The sequence below is a fragment of the Ditibartonella apis genome, assembly GCF_001952075.1.
GTDB lineage: Bacteria > Pseudomonadota > Alphaproteobacteria > Rhizobiales > Rhizobiaceae > Bartonella > Bartonella apis.
In genome coordinates this window covers 207,506-229,747 of sequence record NZ_LXYU01000004.1, presented here as the reverse complement: position 1 = coordinate 229,747, position 22,242 = coordinate 207,506, and the positions used below count along the sequence as shown (strand labels likewise).

The window sequence follows — 22,242 nt, the reverse complement described above, 5'->3', positions numbered from 1 at the left end:
CAGCACCGTTAAATCACTGTTTAAACAGCTTACGAATGAAGACGCAAAGTTTATTTTTTTGCGCCTTCTTTTGAAAGTTTTACGAGCTGTGTCATGACGGTAGCAGCACCGTTCAAACGCTGATCGGCATTCGGCCAATCACGAATAAAGACGACGCTTTGATCAGGACGTATTTTGGCCATGCTTCCTTGCTCGCCAATCCATTTGATGAGTCCGACACCATTGGCAAAGTTGTTTTCTCTGAATTGGATAACAACGCCTTTAGGACCGGCATCCAGTTTTTCAACATTGGCTTGCCGACATAGAGCCTTGATATAAACGACTTTGAGCAAGTGCTGTACAGGAACAGGCAAGGGGCCGAATCTGTCGATCAATTCAGCACCAAACGCATCAATGTCGCCCAAATCTTCAATTTCTGCGAGCCGACGATAGAGCGAAAGGCGCAATGGAAGGTCGGGAACATAATTATCCGGTATCATAACTGCTGTCCCTACCGAAATCTGCGGCGACCATTGGCTTTCATTCACAGTCGTACCGTCTTTCAATTCGGCAACCGCTTCTTCCAACATCTGTTGATAAAGTTCGAAACCGACTTCTTTGATATGCCCTGATTGTTCTTCACCAAGAAGGTTGCCGGCACCCCTTATATCCATGTCGTGACTTGCAAGCTGGAATCCGGCCCCAAGGCTATCGAGGGATTGCAATACTTTGAGGCGGCGATCCGCTCCCGGTGTCAAAACTTTCTGGTTAGGAAGCGTAAACAATGCATAAGCTCTCTGTTTGGAGCGCCCTACCCGCCCACGCAATTGATAAAGAGCAGCAAGACCGAACATATCCGCGCGATGAACAATCAATGTATTGGCCGAAGGAATATCGAGTCCGGATTCAACAATACTGGTTGAAAGTAACACGTCATATTGCCCATCATAAAAGGCATTCATGATATCATCAAGCTGGCCCGGCGGCATCTGACCGTGAGCAGCTGTGACCTTCAGTTCGGGAACATGATTGCCAAGAAACTCCTGAACGTCTTTCAAATCCGATATTCGCGGACAAACATAGAAACTTTGTCCACCGCGATAATGTTCACGCATCAATGTTTCGCGCACGATCAACGGGTCAAACGGCGAAACAAAGGTTCTTACCGCCATACGATCAACCGGTGGCGTTGTAATAAGGGATAATTCTCTGACACCCGTCAAAGCCAGTTGCAAGGTACGTGGAATCGGAGTTGCCGAAAGGGTGAGCACATGAATATCGGTTTTCAGCTCTTTCAGACGTTCTTTCTGTTTAACGCCAAAGTTTTGTTCCTCGTCGACAACCAACAAGCCAAGTCGTGAAAACTGCATTGTCGACCCAAGAAGTGCGTGCGTACCAATAACAATATCGATTGTACCTTCACGCACACCATTTTTAACGGCTGCAAGCTCTTTTGCTCCAACAAGCCGCGATGCTTGTCCGATTTTTACAGGTAATCCCTGAAAGCGGGCTTGGAACGTTTTATAATGCTGACGTGCCAAAAGCGTTGTCGGCACCACAACGGCAACCTGATAACCATTTAACGCAGCGACAAATGCAGCTCGAATTGCAACTTCTGTTTTACCAAAACCGACATCACCGCAGATCAGCCGATCCATCGGTTTTCCCGCCGCAAGATCGCCAAGGACCGCGTCAATAGCGCGCAATTGGTCATCCGTTTCATCATAAGGGAAACGGGCAACAAATTCATCATAGCTACCAGTCGGAGGTACAAGAACGGGGGCATTACGCATCTCGCGCTCGGCCGCAATGTGAATAAGATGGCCGGCGATTTCAAGCAAACGTTTTTTAAGTTTCGCTTTTCGCGCCTGCCACGCAACGCCACCTAGTTTATCAAGAACAACATTCGTACCTTCACCGCCATAGCGTGACAAAAGTTCGATATTTTCGACGGGAAGAAAAAGCCGGTCTTCATCGGCATAATGAATTTCCAAACAATCTCTGGGCACTCCGGCTGCTGTGATTGTCTTCAAACCGACAAAACGACCAATACCGTGATCGACGTGAACAACGATATCACCGCTGTTCAATGTGGTCATATCCGAAATGAAATCGGCATTACGCTTGCGCCGCCGTGCAGACCGCACAAGTCGGTCACCCAATATATCCTGTTCGGCAACAACAACCAGATCGTCGGCAACAAATCCGTGCTCGATTGTTACGACTGCTGCTGTGATATGATCGCGTGGTGTGACTTTTACGGAATGAAGAGACGTAACCTTCTCTATTCCTTTAAGACCGTGTTCATCAAGCACCTGTATCAGGCGTTCCAATGATCCTTCGCTCCAACCGGTAAGGAGCACCTTGTGGCCTTTTGAACGGAGTTCCGCAACATGATCGACAACGCTTTCAAATAAATTCTTGTTTTCCGACGTGCGTTCTTCAACGAAATCCCGCCCTATTGTGACATTGCTATGAAGTACCAGATGCCCTGACGACTCCGGTTTGTTAAAAGGCGTAAGGTCAATGCGATGCCTAACTTTTTCGGATAACGAAGCAATATCTTCGGGGGTTAGATAGAGCTCTTCGGGTTTTACCGGATTATAGGGTGTGGAAGAATCTTTAGGATCGTGTTGTTCCAAACGAGCCTGATAATAATCTTCGATGAGTTTATTCCGTTCTATCATTGCCTCTTCGGCAAGATGATCAAACACGACCGGAATATCACCAATATAATCGAAAATCGTATCAAGATGATCGTAAAAAAGTGGCAGCCAATGTTCCATTCCGGAAAATCTCCGGCCCTCCGAAATTGCTTCATAAAGTGCATCATTCGGACTGGCGGCACCGAAAGATCTTATATAATTCGTTCGGAATTTGCTGATTAATTCGGGCGTCAAAGTTATCTCGCTCATCGGCTCCAGCGAGAATTCTTTAAGCGTTTTTGTTGTTCTTTGGCTTGCCGGATCAAATGCGCGCACTGTTTCAAGCGTATCACCAAAAAAATCTAGCCGTACAGGCGCGTCACTTCCCGGTGCAAACAAATCAACAATTCCACCTCTTACAGCAAAATCGCCAATTTCCCGTACTGTTGACACACGTTCGAAACCATTATGCTCAAGGTGATGAACGAGTTTATCCATATCAAGGTTTTGGCCTGGTCTCGCGGTAATTGACTGGCCTTCAACCATTGAATGCGGAGGCAGCTTCTGCATAATCGCATTGGCTGTTGTCAGGATAATTGCCGGATGCGGATTTCTGAATAGAGCTGAAATATTAGTCAGGGCCGACATCCGTTTTGCCGAAATTGCCGTATTCGGCGAAACACGATCATAGGGGAGGCAATCCCATGACGGCAGCTGAATAACCGGCATTTGCGGCTCTATAAAACTCAAAGCATGTGTCAGATCATCAAGTTTCTGCCCGTCACGTGCGATATATAGAATTGGCCTCTTACCGCCAATTTCAGACGCAATTTTATATATCGCAAATGGTTCGTAACCGGAAACGACACCATCAAAACTCAGATATTGTGGTAAATTTTCAGTAGTGAAGTTTTTTTTGAATATCGACATAACTTAAGCGTTAAAATCCATGCGCGTGCGGTAATCCAGAATATCGCGAAAAAGTGGCGAATCCACATCATAAGGTACAGGCACTTCACCTGTTACCCAAGTCAATAAATCCCTGTCTTCAAAGGACATAATATATTCAAGCTCATCCATGGCTTTTTCGTCCAACTTCATAATATGGGCATCAACATATTGTCCGAAAACCAGATCCATTTCGCGGATTCCACGATGCCACGCACGAAACACAAGCCGGCGTTGCCTTGCGTTCAGCTTACTGTTATCGACTTTCGACCCTGTCATCGCATCCTCCGGTTCAACATGATATGGAAGCTTGCTCTATATTCCGCTAGAGATCAGCTTTCAATAATTCGTTGTTTGACAATAGTCCAAATATGTAAACATGTATATGAAGACGTCATTTCAAAAGACGTTGAACATGAATTGAGTCTTTGAATGATGGATAAAAGCCACTGGCGTCTTTTCAAACAAGGTGTCGTTGCCTGCATTCCGACATTGCTCGGATATTGGGCGATTGGTTTTGCTTGCGGTGCAATTGGCGCGGTTTCCGGCTTTACGATTTTACAGATTTTCTGTTTGAGCACATTTGTCTACGCAGGGTCCGCGCAATTTCTGTTTTATTCAATGGCTTCCACAGGAGCCGGACTGGTGCAAATCGCATTAGGTGTTTTATTCATCAATATGCGTTATCTTTTAATCAACACCTATATGGCGCAATATTTCTCTCATGCCAATCGACTTGAAAAGCTTGTCGGCGGTTTTCTGATGACCGACGAAACCTTTGGCGTTGCGTCACAATATGCCCGAACTCACGGTAATATTCTTCCATTTTCATGGTTATTCGGACTTAATATCACAGCATGGTTGAGCTGGATTGCTGCAACACTTGTCGGAACCATATTTGCGGCATCGCTACCCGATTGGTTAAAAGACAGCTTGAGTTTCAGCCTCGTCGGTATGTTTGTCGGTCTTCTATTGCTTGGGTGGTATGCTAGTCAGACCAAAAAAATTGATATCGTTGTGATTATCGTCGCAATGGCAATTGTTGCTATTTCACATGGTATAATTGCGGCAAATCCATCGTCAATCTTAGCCACTCTCATTGCTGCAACTATTGGTATGTTTATGCTTCTCAACTCGGGGAGTAACAAGATATAATGATGGAAAATATCGGATTGGGCATTGCAGTTGCAACGGCGGTTACAGCACTGATTAAAATCGTACCGATCATGGTGTTGGCTCACAGGCCATTTCCACGACTTTTTCGTTATTGGCTGAATTTCGTTCCAGCTGCTGTGCTATCGGCAATCATCGTTGCTGAAATTCTTGAAAAACCGGAAACAACCAGCTTCGGCATTTCGGTTGCGCTTTTAAGTACAATTGTTTCGCTTATTGCAGGTATGGTGACGCGAAGCCTTTTTGTGACAGTTGTCGTCAGTATATTCGCCTATCTGCTATTCCAGAATGTATAGGAAATGCATCAATTTCCGAATTATTTTAGTTATCCGGTATTGCTTTTTTCCCTTTTTAAGGAAGCTCGATAATTTTTCCGCCCTTCAGCGTGATACGCCGATCCATTTGTTTTGCAAGTGACAGATTGTGCGTCGCAATAAGGGCTGCCAACCCCGATTGACGAACCAAAGCAGCCAGTGCCTGAAAAACATATGCCGACGTGACAGGATCAAGATTGCCAGTTGGTTCATCTGCCAAGAGAATTGACGGTGCGTTGGCAACTGCACGGGCAATGGCCACACGTTGCTGCTCGCCACCGGAAAGTTCGGATGGCCGATGTTTGGCGCGATGGCCGACCCGCAGGTAAGTCAGCAACTTCAATCCTCGATCGGCAGCCTCCGAACGCTTAAGTCCGGCGATCATCTGTGGTATCATCACATTTTCCAGAGCTGTAAATTCCGGCAACAAGTGATGGAACTGATAAACAAAACCGATATCGTTGCGACGTATCGCTGTACGGTCGTTATCAGATAAATTGGAACAGGAATGCCCGCGTAAAACGACGTCGCCGCCATTGGGACGTTCAAGAAGTCCGGCAATATGTAGCAAAGTGGATTTACCGGCACCGGATGGAGCTACAAGGGCAACAGTCTGTCCCTGTTCAAGTGAAAAGTTGGCTTTATCAAGAATAACCAGAGGCCTATCACTATCGAGATAACGTCGGTCAATGTTCACAAGTTGCAACAGCGAGGCCATTATTCGTACCTCAAAGCTTGCACCGGATCGAGCTTTGCAGCACGCCAAGCCGGTATTAACGTTGCTAGAAAGGATAGAAAAAGCGCCATGAATACAACCATCAACGTTTGTCCCCATTCCAGACGCGCCGGTAGTTTTGTCAGGAAATAAAGCTGCGGGTTGAAGACATCGACATTAAACAGCCAAGACACAAAATCCTGAATATGGCCGATATTCTCGCATGTCAGCACACCTAACAGAAGTCCGAAGATTGTTCCTATCACTCCAATGACCATGCCCGTCATGATAAATATGCGCATGACGGCGCTCTGTTTTGCTCCCATAGTCCTCAAAATAGCAATATCGTGCCCCTTGTCCTTGACCAACATGATGAGACCCGAAATGATATTCAACGCCGCAACAAGAACAATCAACGATAGGATAAAGAACATAACATTGCGTTCAACTTGCAATGCCGAAAAAAACGCCTGATTTCTAGACCGCCAATCAATAGAATAAACTTGCCTTCCGACAGTTTTTTCAATTTCCGGTGTTATTGAAGAGACTGCGTCGGGATTATTTAAAAAGATTTCCAAAGATTGCACTTTATTTCCCAAGTTGAAGAAAGCTTGTGCTTCTTTCAATGGCATAAAGACAAAAATGGTATCATATTCCGACATACCGACATTAAAAATAGCCGAGACTTTATAGGCTTTAACACGCGGATTAACGCCGAAAGGTGTTACATCGCCATCCGGTGTGATAATCCGGATATCACTTCCCACCGAAAGTCCCAGCTTTTCAGCCATGCCACTACCGATTGCAACTCCATCTTGCTTATCAAAGTCTTCCAGACTGCCAAATTTTATATTTTTTGTAACTGTTGTGAGTTTATCTAGATCTTGCTTGCGTACCCCGCGAACCAATGCACCGGTTCCTCCAGTTGCATCGCCTTGCGCCAATGCCTGCCCCTCAATAACAGGAAGCGCAAATTTGACGCCATCAACACCTTCAATACGCGGAATGAGAGTGTTGTAATCGGTAAAATCACTATCGATTGCCTGAATGACAAGGTGGCCATTCATACCCAAAATGCGATCAAGCAATTCGGTTCTGAAACCGTTCATAACGGCCATCACCACGATCAACGCAAAAACACCAAGCATGATACCGATCAGCGATATAATCGATATCACTGATGTAAAGATCTGTTTCTTGTTAGGAAGCATATAGCGGAACGCAATCATCCATTCATAGGACGAAAATCCTAACCGGTTACCACCCTTGGCTCTCGTAGTCATCAAGCCTCCGTTAAGCGTTTCAAAGCCGCATCATACGGAAGAACCTCTTTATGTCCGGTTTTGCGGTCTTTTATTTCGACTTCGTTTTGAGTAGCATTTTTCGGACCAATGATAATTTGTGTCGGTAGTCCGATAAGATCCATTGTTGCAAATTTGGAGCCCGCTCTTTCCTGCGTATCGTCAAGCAAAGGATCAAAACCTGCATTGGTCAATGATGAATAGACTTTCTCACTTAGATTATCGCAATTCGTGTCGCCCGGTTTCATATTTATGATACCGAAATCGAAAGGTGACATTGCACGTGGCCAGATGATGCCGTTTTCATCATGCGAAGCTTCGATAGCTGCAGCTACCAATCGTGATGGACCAATTCCATAAGATCCCATTGATACAGGATGTTCTTGACCGTCCGGCCCCATAACTGTGGCGTGCATCGGAAGCGAATATTTGGTACCAAAATGGAAGATATGACCGACTTCAATTCCTCTTGCCGCTATCTGGTCGGATTGTGGAACTTTCGCCCAAAGCTCTTCATCATACATTTCGTCGGTTGCGGCATAGGGTGTAGTCCATTGTTTGACAATGTCAGCCATAGCGGCATCGTCAGAAAAATCGACATCAGCCGGAGGAATGGTCATGTCCAGAAAATGCTTGTCGCAATAAACGGCACTTTCGCCGGTATCGGCCAGAATGATAAACTCGTGGCTCAAATTACCACCAATCGGCCCTGTATCCGCACGCATCGGAATTGCTCTAAGCCCTGTGCGGGCGAAGGTGCGTAAATAGGAAACAAACACACGATTATAAGCGGCTTTTGCGCCTTCATAATCAATGTCGAAAGAATAGCCGTCTTTCATCAAAAATTCACGTGATCGCATAACGCCAAAACGTGGCCTTATCTCGTCACGGAATTTCCATTGGATATGATAAAGATTAAGCGGAAGATTTTTGTATGACTTTACATGAGCCCTGAAAATATCAGTAATCACTTCCTCATTGGTCGGACCATAAAGAAGCTCACGTTCCTGACGGTCTTTGATGCGCAACATTTCCAGCCCGTAAGCGTCATAACGACCGCTCTCGCGCCACAAATCAGCCGACTGTATGGTTGGCATCCAGATTTCAAGCGCACCGGCGCGATTTTGTTCTTCGCGAATAATGTTGCAGACTTTATCCAGTACTTTTTTCCCAAGCGGTAACCAGGCATAGATGCCTGCAGCCTGTTGGCGGATCATACCAGCACGCAACATGAGGCGGTGGGAAGCAATTTCAGCTTCTTTGGGATTTTCTTTCAGTATCGGCAAAAAATAACGAGATAGACGCATCGACTATAAAAATTCCATCTGTTGCTCCTCGAATCGGAGCAGATTATCGGTATTTGTTAACCATAGCGGCTAACAACACGCTTGAAAATAGAAACAATCCCGGATCAAGAGCTTTTTGCTAAAAATGTGTTTTCAGGTATCCCACAACTTGATTATTGTGATTGCGACGACAATCCCTTTAAGGAATATTTCTGATTGCAGTAGAAAATATTACTGCCAGAGCAATTTCTTACACGATTATTATTTGACGAAAAACTTGCCCTTGGATCTCCTTGATTAGAGCATTCACTTCAAGCGATGCATGAAGACTGCGCAAACCGGCTTTTTGCCCCATATTTCGTTTACTTCCGCCCTGATTGCACGCCGTACAGCTTCGCACAGCAAGTCATCGTCTTTACGCTTGGCTCGCGGAATACTATCGATCGTGGTTTGGATTGTATCCGTGATAATCTCCTCAATGAGATTACCCTCGTCATCTGTTTCAGGTAAACCGAAGCTAACAACTTCAGGTACATCTGCCAAATTGTAGTGCTTATCCAGGAGAAATGATGCTGAAACCTGGCCTACATAACTTAATTTACGACGCTCACTAATGCCAAGTTCGTCTTCATTGCCAATAAGATTTCCATCCTTATAGATTAGACCAACCGGAACTTCATCAATAACTTCCACTGGCTCGGGCGCCAATTTCAACATGTCACCGTTGCGTATTTCAGCTACACGCTTGATACCAACCTGACGGCCCAATGCAGTCTGTGCGGCAAGATGAAGTGCTTCTCCGTGAACGGGAACCAAAATATCCGGTTTCACCCATTCGTACATTTTCTTAAGGTCACTACGCCGCGGATGCCCTGAAACGTGAACGAGGGCGTCGTGATCGGTAATTATTTTTACGCCCATATCGGTCAAGCGATTTTGGGTATCAATAATAGCTCTTTCATTTCCGGGAATACTTCGGGATGAATAGATCACGGTATCACCGGCAGTCAACGCCAGCGAGCGCATTTCATCGCGCGATAATTTTGATAGGGCCGCTCTTTGCTCTCCCTGACTTCCCGTCAGAACCATAACAATTTTATCACGCGGGATATAGGGATAGTCTTCTTCACTGAGAAACGCATCAATGCCGTCAAGATAGCCGAGTTCTTCAGCAACGCTTACGCTGCGTTTTATTGAACGGCCAACCAGCAATACCTGACGTCCTGCCTCTTTGGCTGCACGCGCTATCGAAAGAATTCTCCCGACATTGGACGAAAATGTCGTAACTGCAACACGCCCTTTTTCGTTGGAGATTATCTCGGCCAAACTGTTCGAAACATCATGCTCTGTTGGCGAAACACCTTCGCGCATCGCGTTTGTTGAGTCACAAACAAGAGCAAGTACGCCATCATCCCCCAGTTCTCTAAAACGTTTCTCGTCAGTCGGTAACCCCAGTGAGGGTTCAATATCGATCTTCCAGTCGCCAGTGTGAATAACTGTGCCAAGAGGTGTTTTGATTGCCAACGAAACCGCTTCAGGAATAGAATGCGCGACAGCTATCGCTTCGAGCGAGAACGGCCCCAGTTCAAATTGGTCGCCGGCTTTGAAAATTGTAACCGGCACATCATAGGAACTGTAATCGAGTTCTCGTTTCGTATCTAACAATCCGGCTGTAAATGCCGTGCAGTAGACCGGAATTTTTAATTTCGGCCATAAATCCAATATCGCGCCAAAATGATCTTCATGCCCGTGAGTCACGACTAATCCCAATATATTGGGTCGTTCGTTTTCAAGAAACGTGACGTCCGGCATCACAAGGTCAACACCCGGAAGTTCAGGGCCGCCGAAACTTACGCCAAGATCAACTATCAACCATTGCCGGTTGTCTTCAGGCCCGTAGCCATAGACGCCGAGATTCATACCAATCTCGCCTACACCCCCAAGAGGTAAAAAAACCAATTCATTTTTTTTACGCGATGCCATGAGGGACTCCCTGATATCCGGCTTTCTGATATTTATTTATCCGACTTATAGTCTTATTAACGTTCTGCATTCAAAGATGCAACGTTGCCGAAATGGACATCGCCCGCGGAGACCTTTGTTTCAACGCCGTGGCAATCTGTAACGATGCAATTAAATTTTTCATCGAGTCCGGAAAAAATTCCTTTAATGACGCGGCTATTGCCTGTGATTGTAAGTTCTTCGCCCAAGTGGGCTGCATAGCCAAGCCACTTTTTCCGAATTATTTCGCGTCCATTGGGTGAGAGGTATAAGTCATAATTTTCTGCCCAAAATGTGCTGAGCAATTCAAAAACCTCGGCACTATTGGTTTTTACGCCCATATTTCCTACTGCTTCAGTTGCATAGGGAGCGTCCTTGTAAACATGGATTATATTAACCCCGATACCAACAACCACAGCGTATCGCGATTGGGGTAGGTGCTGGAGTTCAAGCAATATTCCCGATGCTTTTGCATCTTTTAACAACATATCGTTAGGCCATTTCAGCGTTACGATATCACTTGCCACTCTATTATGTGCGAGAACATTTTTAACTGCTTCGGCTAAAGAAACACCCGCTACAAAACCGAGCTCGGCAGCGTTTTCCGGAGCTATATTGCGCGTAAGAAGCAAGCTTGCATATAAGTCGCCTTTAGGACTACTCCATTGGCGGCCTCTCCGGGCTCTACCCGCCGTCTGTTCATCGGAAACAATCCAAAGCCTATCTTCATCATCTTGTGCTTTAGCTAAAGCAACACGATTGGTGGAGTCCACACTCTCGTAGGACTCCACCTTATACCGATGTTCTTTAGCAAATCGAGAAAGAGAAAACTGCATCTTTCTTAAAAAAGCGATGCAGCTGCCTGCTCGGCCAGAGGTGAAAGATAGATGCCAAAGAAGATATAAAACAGCACAAATATGCCGGTTATTGTGAGAACAAATTTAAGCTCGCTCGTTAATGGCAGGAAGCTCGCTTGTTGTGCATCATCAAACCACATGATTTTTATCACACGCAGATAGTAGAATGCACTGATTACCGAAGCGATCATACCGATAACAACGAGCGGTATCAATCCGGCATAAACAGCAGCGGAAAATGTATACCACTTAGCGAAAAATCCGGCCATAGGTGGAACACTTGCCAACGAGAACAACATAACTGTCATAACCGAAGCCATAAACGGGTTATTTTTTGCAAGCCCTGCAAGATCATATATGCTCTCTACATTTCCATCACGCGTGCGCATGCCGAGTATAAATGCAAAAGATCCCAAGATCATTGCAACATAAACCGTCATATAGAGGATAACGCCTTCAACGCCGAACGCTGTTCCAGCTGAAAGACCGACAAGTGCGTAGCCCATATGGCTGATTGACGAATAAGCCATCAGACGCTTGATATTAGCCTGCCCTATTGCAGCAAAAGCACCTAAAATCATGGAGGCAATCGACATGAACACCAGTATTTGTTGCCATGCGGACAATGCTCCATGTACACCGGAAAGCGGCATAAATGCTTCGACTATAACACGGATAATAAGTGCCATCGCTGCAACTTTCGGAGCACTTGCAAAAAACGCAGTGATGGGGGTTGGCGCCCCTTCATACACATCCGGTGTCCACATATGGAAAGGAACAACCGAAATCTTGAAGGCGAGCCCCGCAAGAACAAAAACTATGCCGAATATAACACCAAGCTGGGGTACTTGACCATTAAGAACAGTTGCAAGCTCGTGGAAACCGATTTGACCGGTGAAGCCGTAAATCAACGTGATACCGTATAGCAGCATACCTGACGACAAAGCTCCAAGCACAAAATATTTTAAACCTGCCTCGGATGATTTGACATTATCACGATTGAATGCGGCAAGCACATAAAGAGCAAGCGAATGGAGTTCCAACCCCATATAGAGTGTGAGCATGTTTCCGGCAGAAATCATGAACATCATACCGAGAACGGCAAAAAGCATGAGAATCGGATACTCGAATTTTGCAAGCTTGTCAGAGCGGGCAAACCCGACCGACATTATCAACGTGAATATTGCACCCGCCAACATAAGTACCTTCATGTAACGCGCAAAATCATCAATAATGAGAGCGTTGGTAGCAAATGCACTATCTTTTGGCGACAAAATAATCACGAATATCGTCGCAACCAAAAGTGCGACAGATAAGCCGGTGATCGTCACATAGGAACGTGTGCCAGAGTATACGCCGACCAAAAGCAGCACCAAAGCCCCCAAAGCAACGAGGAGTTCGGGAAATATCAGCGGCAATTGAGCCATTAAATCAGTATGCATGGACATTCGCCTCTTTAGTGCAGCTGGTTAACAAGCGCTTCTACAGCCGCCGCAGTCGTGTTGAGAATGGGCGTCGGATAGAAACCAAAAAATACGGTAAGAATAATCATCGGATAGAGAATGAATTTCTCCCGCGGCGATAAATCAAGAAGCGTCTTCAAGCTTTCCTTGTCGAGTTTTCCAAAGATAACACGACGATAGAGATAGAGAGCATAAGACGCCGACAAAATGACACCGGTCGTTGCAATGACCGCAACCCAACTATTGACCTGGAATACGCCGATCAAAGTCAGAAATTCACCGAGAAAACCGGATGTTCCGGGCAACGCTATGTTCGCCATTGTGAAGACCATAAAAGCGACGGCGTATTTTGGCATATTGTTGGCAAGTCCACCAAACGCAGCGATCTCTCTTGTGTGCATGCGGTCATAAATGACGCCAACGCACAGAAACAGTGCGGCAGATACGATGCCATGAGAAAGCATTTGATAAATGGCACCCTCGATACCTTGCTCGTTTGCAGCAAAAATACCCATCGTTACATAGCCCATATGCGCAACCGAAGAATAAGCAATCAGCTTTTTCATATCTTCCTGAACAAGAGCAACGAGCGAGGTGTAGATAATTGCAATAAGCGAAAGCGTGAAAACAAATGGTGCCAAATCTGCAGAAGCAACCGGAAACATTGGCAACGAAAAACGTATAAAACCATAGCCGCCAAGTTTTAGAAGAATGCCTGCCAAAATAACTGATCCGGCAGTCGGTGCTTCAACGTGCGCATCCGGCAACCATGTATGAACCGGCCACATAGGTAGCTTCACAGCAAATGAAGCGAAGAATGCGAACCATAACCAGAATTGCATATGCGCAGGAAATTTATAGTGCAGAAGCGTTGGAATATCGAGTGTACCGGCTTGCCAATACATCACCATAATCGCAACCAGCATCAACACCGAACCGAGAAAGGTGTATAGAAAAAATTTCAAGCTTGCGTAAACGCGTCTTGGGCCGCCCCAAACGCCGATGATAATGAACATCGGTATTAAGCTGCCTTCAAAGAAAACATAGAACAACACTGCGTCAAGTGCACAGAAGACACCTACAACGGCAACTTCAAGGAGCAGAAAAGCAATCATATAGGCTTTAAGACGATCCTTGACTGTTTCCCAGCTTGCCAAAACACAGAACGGCATCAGGAACCCCGACAGAACAACGAATAAAACCGAAATTCCGTCAACGCCCATATGATAGTTGATGCCGCCGCCAAGCCAGCTGATCTTCTCTTCCATCTGGAAGCCAGAATTGCTGTTGTCGAAGCCTGCCCAGATAATCAGGGACAATACAAATACAAACAGAGTCGTAAAAAGCGCCACATTACGAATATTGCGTTTTGCTGTTTCACCATCGTCCTTGATCAAAAGGATCAGAACAACGCCAACAAGCGGCAAAAATGTGACCGTAGAAAGAATAGGCCAGTCGGTCATCAATTTAAGCTCCCGATCATCATCCAGGTGATGAGCGCAGCGATACCGATCAGCATCGCAAATGCGTAATGATACAGATACCCAGTCTGCATACGAACCACCTTATTGGTTATGTCTACAACACGGGCCGCGACGCCATTCGGGCCAAGGCCGTCAATAATTTTTCCGTCACCGACCTTCCAGAAGAAACGACCGATTGCAAAAGCGGAACGGACAAACACTACGTTATAGAGTTCATCAAAGTACCATTTATTGAGTAGAAAACGGTAAAGGAAAGGAAACGCATTAGCCAACGCTTTCGGTATTGCGGTTGAAACAATGTAGAAGAGATAAGCCAATACGAAACCGACAACCATCACAATAAATGGAGACCATTTTACCCATGCCGGAACAGAGTGAACTGCATGCAGGATATGGTTTTCAGATCCTGTAAACAATGCTCCTTTCCAGAAAGCATCATAGAGTTCACCAGAGAAATACGGTTGGAATATTACACCCGCGAAAATTGCACCGATTGCCAAAATAATGAGCGGAACAATCATCACAGGTCCCGATTCATGCACGTGATGCATGATGTCGGCCGTTGCCCGCGGTTTTCCATGAAAAGTCATAAAAATCAAACGCCAGGAATAGAAACTGGTGAAGAGTGCTGCAATAACCAGAAGCCAGAAGGCATATCCGCTCGCCACGTTATGCGATGCAAATGCAGCTTCGATAATACCATCTTTCGAGAAGAAACCGGCCGTACCGAAGACTGTGCCGGGAATACCCACACCCGTAAGCGCCAATGTCCCGATAACCATCATCCAGTAAGTTGTCGGAATATATTTCCTTAGCCCACCCATCTTGCGCATGTCCTGTTCGTCTGAGACCGCATGAATAACGGAACCTGCTCCGAGGAACAGCAGCGCCTTGAAAAATGCGTGTGTGAAGAGGTGGAATACACCGGCACTATATGCACCGACACCCAGAGCAACGAACATATATCCAAGTTGGGAGCATGTAGAATAGGCAATGACCTTCTTGATATCGTTTTGTACCAACCCGACAGTAGCAGCAAAAAATGCTGTTGTAGCTCCGATTATAACGATAAGTGTCTGTGTGGTGGGTGCAAGTTCGAAAATCGGCGACATACGGGATACCATAAAGATACCGGCTGTAACCATCGTTGCCGCGTGAATAAGTGCAGAAACGGGCGTCGGGCCTTCCATAGCGTCCGGCAACCACGTATGCAGGAAAAACTGGGCTGATTTAGCCATTGCACCGATAAACAGGAAAATACAAGCAACTGTTATCGCTGTATCGCCGTTAACCGGCCAACTCAGGAAAGTCATATGTTCGACGAAACTCGGATCGGCCGCTCTTGCAAAAATCGTGTTGAAATTAACTGATTTGAACAGGACAAAAATGCTAAAGACACCGATAAGGAACCCGAAATCACCTACCCTGTTGACCACAAATGCCTTGATTGCCGCAGCACATGCAGAAGGCCGTTGGTACCAGAAGCCGATGAGCAGATATGACGCAAGGCCAACACCTTCCCACCCGAAGAACAACTGCACAAGGTTGTTCGAGGTTACAAGCATCAACATCATGAAGGTGAAAAACGACAGATAGGCAAAAAATCTTGGGCGAGAGGGATCGGAATGCATATATCCGATCGAATATATATGAACCAATGCCGATACTGAATTGACGACAATCAACATAACAGCTGTGAGAGCATCAATATGAAGTGCCCAGTCAAACTGCAATCCTCCGACCAAAATCCAATGAAAGATCGGTATATCAACAGTTTTACCTGTCCCCAAGGCTATATCGAAAAACGCTATCCATGACAAAATAGCAACGATAACCATAAAGGTGCAAGTAACGAGTTCGGCGGCGCGAGCACCCAACGTTTTTCCACCTAATCCGGCAATAAAAAAGCCCAGAATCGGTAGGAAGACAATAGCGTAAAACATAACGCGTCAGCCTTTCATCACGTTAACATCTTCAACCGCAATCGAACCGCGATTACGATAGAATACAACCAGAATAGCCAAGCCGATCGCGGCTTCCGCTGCGGCGACGGTTAACACAAAAAGCGCAAATACTTGCCCTACGAGGTCGTGTAAAACCGAAGAGAAGGCCACAAAATTCAAATTGACTGAAAGCAATATGAGCTCAATCGACATCAAAATAATAATGACGTTTTTTCTGTTCAGAAAAATGCCAAAGACACCAATTGTGAACAACAATGCAGAAACGGTCAGATAGTGAGCAATTTCAATGTGCATATTATTCTTCCCGTTAAATACCTTTACCAGATTCAACTTTTTTAATTTCGAGTGTATCTTCGGGCATCCGCGCAACTTGTTTTGCAATCGACTGCCTTTTTACGCCCGAGCGATGATGTAATGTCAAAACGATCGCTCCGATCATTGCCACGAGCAAAACGAGCCCGGCAAGCTGGAAGTAGAAAACGTAATCGGTATAGAGGATATCACCCAACGCCTGCGTATTTGTACGTTCCGCTAAACTCGGCATCGGCTCGGTTACGTGCTCGGCCAAGTTCGGTGAAAAATGCGAACTTGCAAAAACGACTATCAATTCGACAGCGATAATTATTCCGATCAAAGCGCCAATCGGTGCATATTTCAGCGCACCTCTTTTAAGCTCGGCGAAATCCACATCAAGCATCATTACGACGAACAAGAATAAAACAGCAACCGCACCCACATAAACAACCAGCAGAATTAGACCAAGAAATTCCGCACCGGTCAGGATAAACAACGCTGCCGCATTAAAAAATGCCAGAATTAAGAACAAGACCGAATGCACCGGATTACGCGCGGCAACGACCAGAACTGCGCTTGCCAGCATAATGAAAGCGAACAAATAAAAGAATGCCGCTGCTATACCTGTTAACATTGGTTTCCCCTAAGTTAAACCAAACACGTTGACGCAAAATATTTACGCCGATTTAAATTTTGTCGCGTCAATGAACGCAACTGCAAGATTTTTCCAAACTCACCGATAGGGTGCGTCCATAGCAATATTTCTTGCTATTTCACGTTCCCAACGATCACCATTCGAAAGTAATTTTTCTTTGTCATAATAAAGCTCCTCCCGGGTTTCAGTCGCAAATTCGAAGTTCGGTCCTTCAACAATAGCTTCCACCGGACAAGCTTCCTGACAAAACCCGCAGTAAATACATTTAACCATATCAATATCGTAACGCACTGTCCGGCGTGTACCATCATTACGACGAGGACCAGCCTCGATAGTAATTGCCTGTGCCGGACAGATAGCCTCGCAAAGCTTGCAAGCAATGCAACGCTCTTCACCATTAGGATAACGGCGCAAAGCATGTTCGCCACGAAACCGTGGAGATACGACTCCCTTTTCGTAAGGATAGTTGATCGTCGGCTTCGGAGCGACGAACTGGCGCATGGAAAGCCAGAATGCACTCCAGAATTCTATCAGAAGAAGTGACTTGGCTGCTTGAAAAAGACCAGACATATTCCTCACCCTCAACTAAAACTTACGAATTTCAAATAGGCCGCCGTAATAACCACCATTGCCAATGAAATCGGAAGAAATACTTTCCATCCCAATCTCATCAACTGGTCGTAGCGATAACGGGGAACGAATGCTTTAACCATGGCGAACCAGAAGAAAACGAAGCAAACCTTCAATACAAACCAGATAATTCCCGGAACCCAATTGAGCCACCAAACATCAAGCGGAGGCAGCCAACCACCAAGGAAAAGAATTGTAGTCAATGCGCACATAAGCACGATTGCTACATATTCGCCAAGGAAGAACAGCATATAAGGCGTCGAGGAATATTCAATCATATGGCCGGCAACAAGTTCGGATTCTGCTTCAACCAGATCGAACGGTGGACGATTGGTCTCAGCCAAGGCAGAGATGAAGAAGATGATGAACATCGGAAACAGCGCCAACCAATTCCAATCAAGGAATGTATTGAACGGCAATCCGATATTTGTACCAAGGCCGGCTTTCTGACCATTGACAATAGTTGTCAGATCAAGTGAACCACTCACCAGAATGACGGTAACCAGAACGAAGCCTATCGAAACCTCATACGAAACCATCTGGGCAGTCGAACGCAAAGCGCCAAGAAAAGGATATTTCGAGTTGGAAGCCCATCCCCCCATGATAACGCCATAAACTTCAAGGGATGATATAGCCAAAATATACAATAGCCCGATGTTTAAACTTGCAACTGCCCAACCTTCACTGACCGGCACCACTGCCCAAGCAGACAATGCCAATGTTGAAGAAATAAAAGGTGCAAGCAAAAATACACCCTTATTTGCGCCTGCCGGGATAATTGGCTCCTTGACGACGAACTTGATCAAGTCTGCAAATGACTGGAACAGCCCCCAAGGCCCGACAACATTTGGACCCCGACGCAACTGGACTGCTGCCCAGATTTTTCTATCTGCATAAAGCAGATAGGCAATGATAATCAATAAAACCACCAAAAGTAGCAGCGCTTTGCCGACAATAATCAGCAGGGGAAGCAGCCAGGTCATAAAGAAATCACCCATTGTCTTTATTTTTCCTCTCTACTTTCATTCTGCCGCTTCTGTCAGTCGAGCTTTTGCAAGGGCTGAACACTCAGCCATTACCGCCGACGCGCGGGCAATAGGGTTAGTCAAATAAAAATCTTTTATCAAAGACGAAAAAACTTGCTTGCCAAGTTTGACAGGATGCGAACCTAGCTTTTCTACCTCTTTGTAATCACCCGCTTTGATGGCGTTTATATTGGCCATATGCGGATAATTTTCGAACAGGTTTTTGCGTAAGTCAGCAAGTGAATCAAACGGCAACTTATGTTCCAGAACTTCTGATAAGGCTCTGATAATCGCCCAATCATCCTTGGCTTCGCCTGGTGCGAATGCAGCACGCGCAGTCATCTGCACACGGCCCTCGGTATTGACATAAATACCTGATTTTTCCGTATAGGCCGAAGCTGGCAAAATGACATCGGCGTTTTGCGCACCATTGTCACCATGGCTACCGATATAGATGACAAATCCTTTCTTTTGATCAAGATTTATCTCGTCTGCTCCAAGAAGGAATAACACCTCGGATGACTTGACGATATCGTCAGCGCCAAGATTGGATGAAAAACCGATATCCAGCCCACCAACACGTGACGCTGCGGTTTGCAAAATACCCAAACCGTTCCATGTATCCGACAGTGCTCCGACTTCGTCACAAAGCTTTGAGATCGCCTTCAATATTGCTTCGCCGTTTTGACCTACCAATGCAGCTTGTCCGACTAGAATTAACGGTTTTTCAGCTTTTTTCAAAACTTCGAAAAACTCGTTCTTACCACCAAGCAATTGCGATAGCGTATCAGAGCCTGCACCAAGATAGGTGTAAGGATAACGCAAGTCCAACTTGTCTCCGATAAGACCAATCGGGAAATTGCCTTGCCGTTCACGCTTGCGGATTCTCGCATTCATTACGGCCGCCTCAAATCGCGGATTGGAGCCAATGATCAACAATGCATCAGCATCTTCAATGCCGGCAATTGTCGGATTGAAAATATATGAAGAACGCCCCGTCACGCTTGAGGAAACACTTCCGTCCTGCCGACAATCAACAGCTGACGAACCTAGCGATTTCAACAGCAGTTTCAGTGCATACATCTCTTCGACGGTAGCAAAATCTCCTGCAACAGCACCGATCTTATCATGCGACGCAAAATCGATAGCCGATTTTATTGCCGAAAATGCCTCGGTCCAACTTGCCTCAACCAATTTTCCGCCTTTACGAACATAAGGCCGGTCAAGCCGCTGAGTACGCAAACCATCCCAAATAAAGCGGGTTTTATCCGAAATCCACTCCTCGTTAATATCATCGTTGACACGGGGCATAATACGCATGACTTCACGACCACGCGTATCTACACGAATGGCACTGCCCAATGCGTCCATTACATCAATCGTTTCCGTCTTTGTGAGTTCCCACGGACGAGCATGAAATGCGTAAGGGCGAGATGTCAATGCGCCGACAGGACAAAGATCAATGACATTGCCCTGCAATTCGGACGTCATTGCCTGTTGAAGATAGGTTGTAATCTCCGCGTCTTCACCACGTCCTATTAATCCGAGTTCGGATATACCGGCAACTTCTGTCGTAAAACGAACACATCTTGTACAGTGAATACAACGATTCATCACCGTTTTAACCAAAGGACCAATGTACTTGTTTTCGACGGCCCGCTTATCCTCTTTATAACGCGAAAAATCATGACCATAAGCCATGGCCTGATCTTGCAGGTCACATTCGCCACCCTGATCACAAATAGGACAATCAAGCGGGTGATTGATAAGGAGAAATTCCATAACTCCTTCACGAGCTTTTTTTACCATCGGTGTATTGGTAAACATTTCCGGTGGTTCGCCATTAGGACCCGGACGCAAATCGCGGACACCCATCGCGCAGGATGCTGTTGGCTTGGGCGGTCCCCCCTTCACTTCAACAAGGCACATGCGGCAATTGCCAGCGACCGAAAGACGTTCGTGAAAGCAGAACCGTGGAACTTCTGCGCCTGCTGCCTCTGCAGCCTGAAGAAGCGTATAGTGATCCGGTACTTCGATCTCTTTTCCGTTAATTTTGATCTTCGCCATTGTTATTCCAGTCCGCGGAAAAACCGCTTAACCTTAAAACTTCAATCTGTCTTTTATTCGGCTGCTTCCAAAGCAATATTCTTACTTTGAACAGCATTACGAGTATAATCATCAATGCGTTTTTCAATTTCCGGACGGAAATTTCTGATCAACGCTTGAACCGGCCAAGCCGCAGCATCGCCCAAAGCACAAATCGTATGTCCTTCAACATGTTTTGAAACATCGAACAAAAGGTCAATTTCACGCTTTTGTGCCCTGCCCTCAACCATACGTCCCAAAAGCCGCATCATCCAGCCGGTACCCTCACGGCACGGTGTGCATTGTCCGCAACTTTCATGTTTGAAGAATGCGGAAATACGCCAGATCGCCTTGATAATATCTGTTGATTTATCCATCACAATTGCGCCACCGGTACCAAACGATGAACCTATGGCTTTCATGCCGTCAAAATCCATGATTGCTTCAGGCATTTTCTCGCCCGGAACAACGGGGCAGGATGCACCACCCGGAATAACTGCCAAAAGATTATCCCAACCGCCGCGAATTCCGCCAGCGTGTTTTTCTATCAATTCGCGAAAGGTTAGTCCCAAGCTCTCTTCTACAACGCATGGTGTATTGACATGTCCGGAGAACATAAACAACTTCGTCCCGACATTGTTAGGCCTGCCGAAAGAAGAGAACCACGACGCCCCGCGACGCAAAATCGTCGGTGAAACTGCAATTGATTCAACATTGTTCACCGTTGTGGGGCAGCCGTAAACGCCCATATTGGCAGGAAAAGGTGGCTTCAGACGCGGTTGGCCTTTCTTACCTTCCAGACTTTCAAGAAGTGCCGTTTCTTCACCGCAAATGTAGGCACCTGCGCCATGGTGAACGATAATATCGCAAGCATGACCATGTTTTGTTTTTTTACCGAGAAGCCCGGCATCATAGCATTCATCAATTGCTGCCTGTAAGGCCTCGCGTTCGCGGATATATTCACCGCGCACGTAAATAAACGCAGTATGCGCCCCCATAGCGAAGGTTGCAATTACGCATCCTTCAATCAAGGTATGAGGATCGTGACGCAATATTTCGCGATCCTTGCAGGTACCCGGCTCTGACTCATCTGCGTTGACAACCAGATAGTGCGGACGCCCATCATCCTGTTTAGGCATGAACGACCATTTCATGCCTGTCGGGAAACCGGCACCACCTCTCCCACGCAAACCGGATGCTTTCATCTCGTTGATAATCCAGTCGCGTCCTTTTTCAAGAATGGCTTTTGTACCATCCCAACAGCCACGAGACATCGCGCCTTTAAGAGACTTGTCCTTTAAACCGTATATATTGGTGAAGATGCGATCACTATCAGCCAGCATTTCTCACCTTTTCCTTTGTTTCAATACGTTACTCAACTTTTTTAAACTGATTTATTAATAGTCTTCCTAATTCACTATCT

General features: G+C 46.0%; 18 protein-coding genes. 2 read left to right on the top strand and 16 right to left on the bottom strand.

Going from position 1 to position 22,242, the window contains the following annotated elements; all coding sequences use genetic code 11:
- Positions 1-50: 50 nt before the first annotated feature.
- Positions 51-3,554: a transcription-repair coupling factor gene (gene mfd / locus PEB0122_RS10155; protein ID WP_075917078.1), complete on the bottom strand. Its 3,504-nt coding sequence runs from the start codon at positions 3,552-3,554 to the stop codon at positions 51-53.
- 3 nt (positions 3,555-3,557) lie between these two features.
- Entirely contained in the window at positions 3,558-3,851 is a 294-nt protein-coding gene (locus PEB0122_RS10150; RefSeq protein WP_075870685.1) for an FAD assembly factor SdhE, read from the bottom strand.
- A 153-nt stretch (positions 3,852-4,004) separates the two neighbouring features.
- Between PEB0122_RS10150 and PEB0122_RS10145 the strand changes: the two genes are divergently transcribed.
- Positions 4,005-4,727, top strand: coding sequence for an AzlC family ABC transporter permease (locus PEB0122_RS10145; RefSeq protein ID WP_075917076.1), 723 nt, complete (start codon positions 4,005-4,007; stop codon positions 4,725-4,727).
- Entirely contained in the window at positions 4,727-5,041 is a 315-nt protein-coding gene (locus tag PEB0122_RS10140) for an AzlD domain-containing protein (RefSeq protein ID WP_075914437.1), read from the top strand. The genes PEB0122_RS10145 and PEB0122_RS10140 overlap by 1 nt, the downstream gene beginning before the upstream one ends.
- A 55-nt stretch (positions 5,042-5,096) precedes the next feature.
- Here the strand turns inward: PEB0122_RS10140 and PEB0122_RS10135 are convergent, their stop codons facing one another.
- The 14 genes from PEB0122_RS10135 to nuoF all read right to left on the bottom strand — a co-directional run bounded on the left by PEB0122_RS10135 (position 5,097) and on the right by nuoF (position 22,162).
- Entirely contained in the window at positions 5,097-5,777 is a 681-nt protein-coding gene (locus PEB0122_RS10135; protein WP_075870688.1) for an ABC transporter ATP-binding protein, read from the bottom strand.
- Complete coding sequence (locus PEB0122_RS10130) at positions 5,777-7,057, bottom strand: lipoprotein-releasing ABC transporter permease subunit (protein ID WP_075870689.1); 1,281 nt, start codon at positions 7,055-7,057, stop codon at positions 5,777-5,779. The genes PEB0122_RS10135 and PEB0122_RS10130 overlap by 1 nt, the downstream gene beginning before the upstream one ends.
- Positions 7,057-8,382 carry a proline--tRNA ligase gene (proS, locus tag PEB0122_RS10125; RefSeq protein WP_075917074.1) on the bottom strand — a complete coding sequence of 442 codons (1,326 nt, stop codon included), beginning with the start codon at positions 8,380-8,382 and terminating at the stop codon, positions 7,057-7,059. Before proS ends, PEB0122_RS10130 begins: the two co-directional genes overlap by 1 nt.
- A 285-nt stretch (positions 8,383-8,667) precedes the next feature.
- On the bottom strand, positions 8,668-10,344 hold the full coding sequence (locus PEB0122_RS10120) for a ribonuclease J (protein ID WP_075917072.1): 1,677 nt from the start codon (positions 10,342-10,344) through the stop codon (positions 8,668-8,670).
- Between the two features lie 56 nt (positions 10,345-10,400).
- Positions 10,401-11,198 (bottom strand): biotin--[acetyl-CoA-carboxylase] ligase, encoded by a 798-nt coding sequence (locus PEB0122_RS10115; RefSeq protein WP_075917070.1) that lies wholly within the window; start codon positions 11,196-11,198, stop codon positions 10,401-10,403.
- Positions 11,199-11,203: 5 nt separating this feature from the next.
- The gene (gene nuoN / locus PEB0122_RS10110) at positions 11,204-12,661 is read right to left on the bottom strand and encodes an NADH-quinone oxidoreductase subunit NuoN (RefSeq protein ID WP_075870693.1); all 1,458 of its coding nucleotides are present in this window, start codon (positions 12,659-12,661) and stop codon (positions 11,204-11,206) included.
- Between the two features lie 14 nt (positions 12,662-12,675).
- A complete protein-coding gene (locus tag PEB0122_RS10105) occupies positions 12,676-14,145 on the bottom strand; it encodes an NADH-quinone oxidoreductase subunit M (RefSeq protein WP_075870694.1) in 1,470 nt (489 codons plus the stop codon).
- Positions 14,145-16,109, bottom strand: a complete 1,965-nt coding sequence (nuoL, locus tag PEB0122_RS10100; RefSeq protein ID WP_075870695.1) for an NADH-quinone oxidoreductase subunit L — start codon at positions 16,107-16,109, stop codon at positions 14,145-14,147. The genes PEB0122_RS10105 and nuoL overlap by 1 nt, the downstream gene beginning before the upstream one ends.
- Positions 16,110-16,115: 6 nt before the next feature.
- Positions 16,116-16,424, bottom strand: a complete 309-nt coding sequence (nuoK, locus tag PEB0122_RS10095) for an NADH-quinone oxidoreductase subunit NuoK (protein WP_075870696.1) — start codon at positions 16,422-16,424, stop codon at positions 16,116-16,118.
- A gap of 13 nt (positions 16,425-16,437) precedes the next feature.
- Complete coding sequence (locus PEB0122_RS10090) at positions 16,438-17,058, bottom strand: NADH-quinone oxidoreductase subunit J (protein ID WP_075870697.1); 621 nt, start codon at positions 17,056-17,058, stop codon at positions 16,438-16,440.
- A 99-nt stretch (positions 17,059-17,157) separates the two neighbouring features.
- Positions 17,158-17,649, bottom strand: coding sequence for an NADH-quinone oxidoreductase subunit NuoI (gene nuoI, locus PEB0122_RS10085; RefSeq protein ID WP_075870698.1), 492 nt, complete (start codon positions 17,647-17,649; stop codon positions 17,158-17,160).
- An 11-nt stretch (positions 17,650-17,660) separates the two neighbouring features.
- Positions 17,661-18,707 carry an NADH-quinone oxidoreductase subunit NuoH gene (gene nuoH / locus PEB0122_RS10080; protein ID WP_075870699.1) on the bottom strand — a complete coding sequence of 349 codons (1,047 nt, stop codon included), beginning with the start codon at positions 18,705-18,707 and terminating at the stop codon, positions 17,661-17,663.
- Positions 18,708-18,731: 24 nt separating this feature from the next.
- Positions 18,732-20,801, bottom strand: a complete 2,070-nt coding sequence (gene nuoG, locus PEB0122_RS10075; RefSeq protein WP_075870700.1) for an NADH-quinone oxidoreductase subunit NuoG — start codon at positions 20,799-20,801, stop codon at positions 18,732-18,734.
- Between the two features lie 53 nt (positions 20,802-20,854).
- On the bottom strand, positions 20,855-22,162 hold the full coding sequence (nuoF, locus tag PEB0122_RS10070) for an NADH-quinone oxidoreductase subunit NuoF (RefSeq protein ID WP_075870701.1): 1,308 nt from the start codon (positions 22,160-22,162) through the stop codon (positions 20,855-20,857).
- Positions 22,163-22,242: the final 80 nt, after the last annotated feature.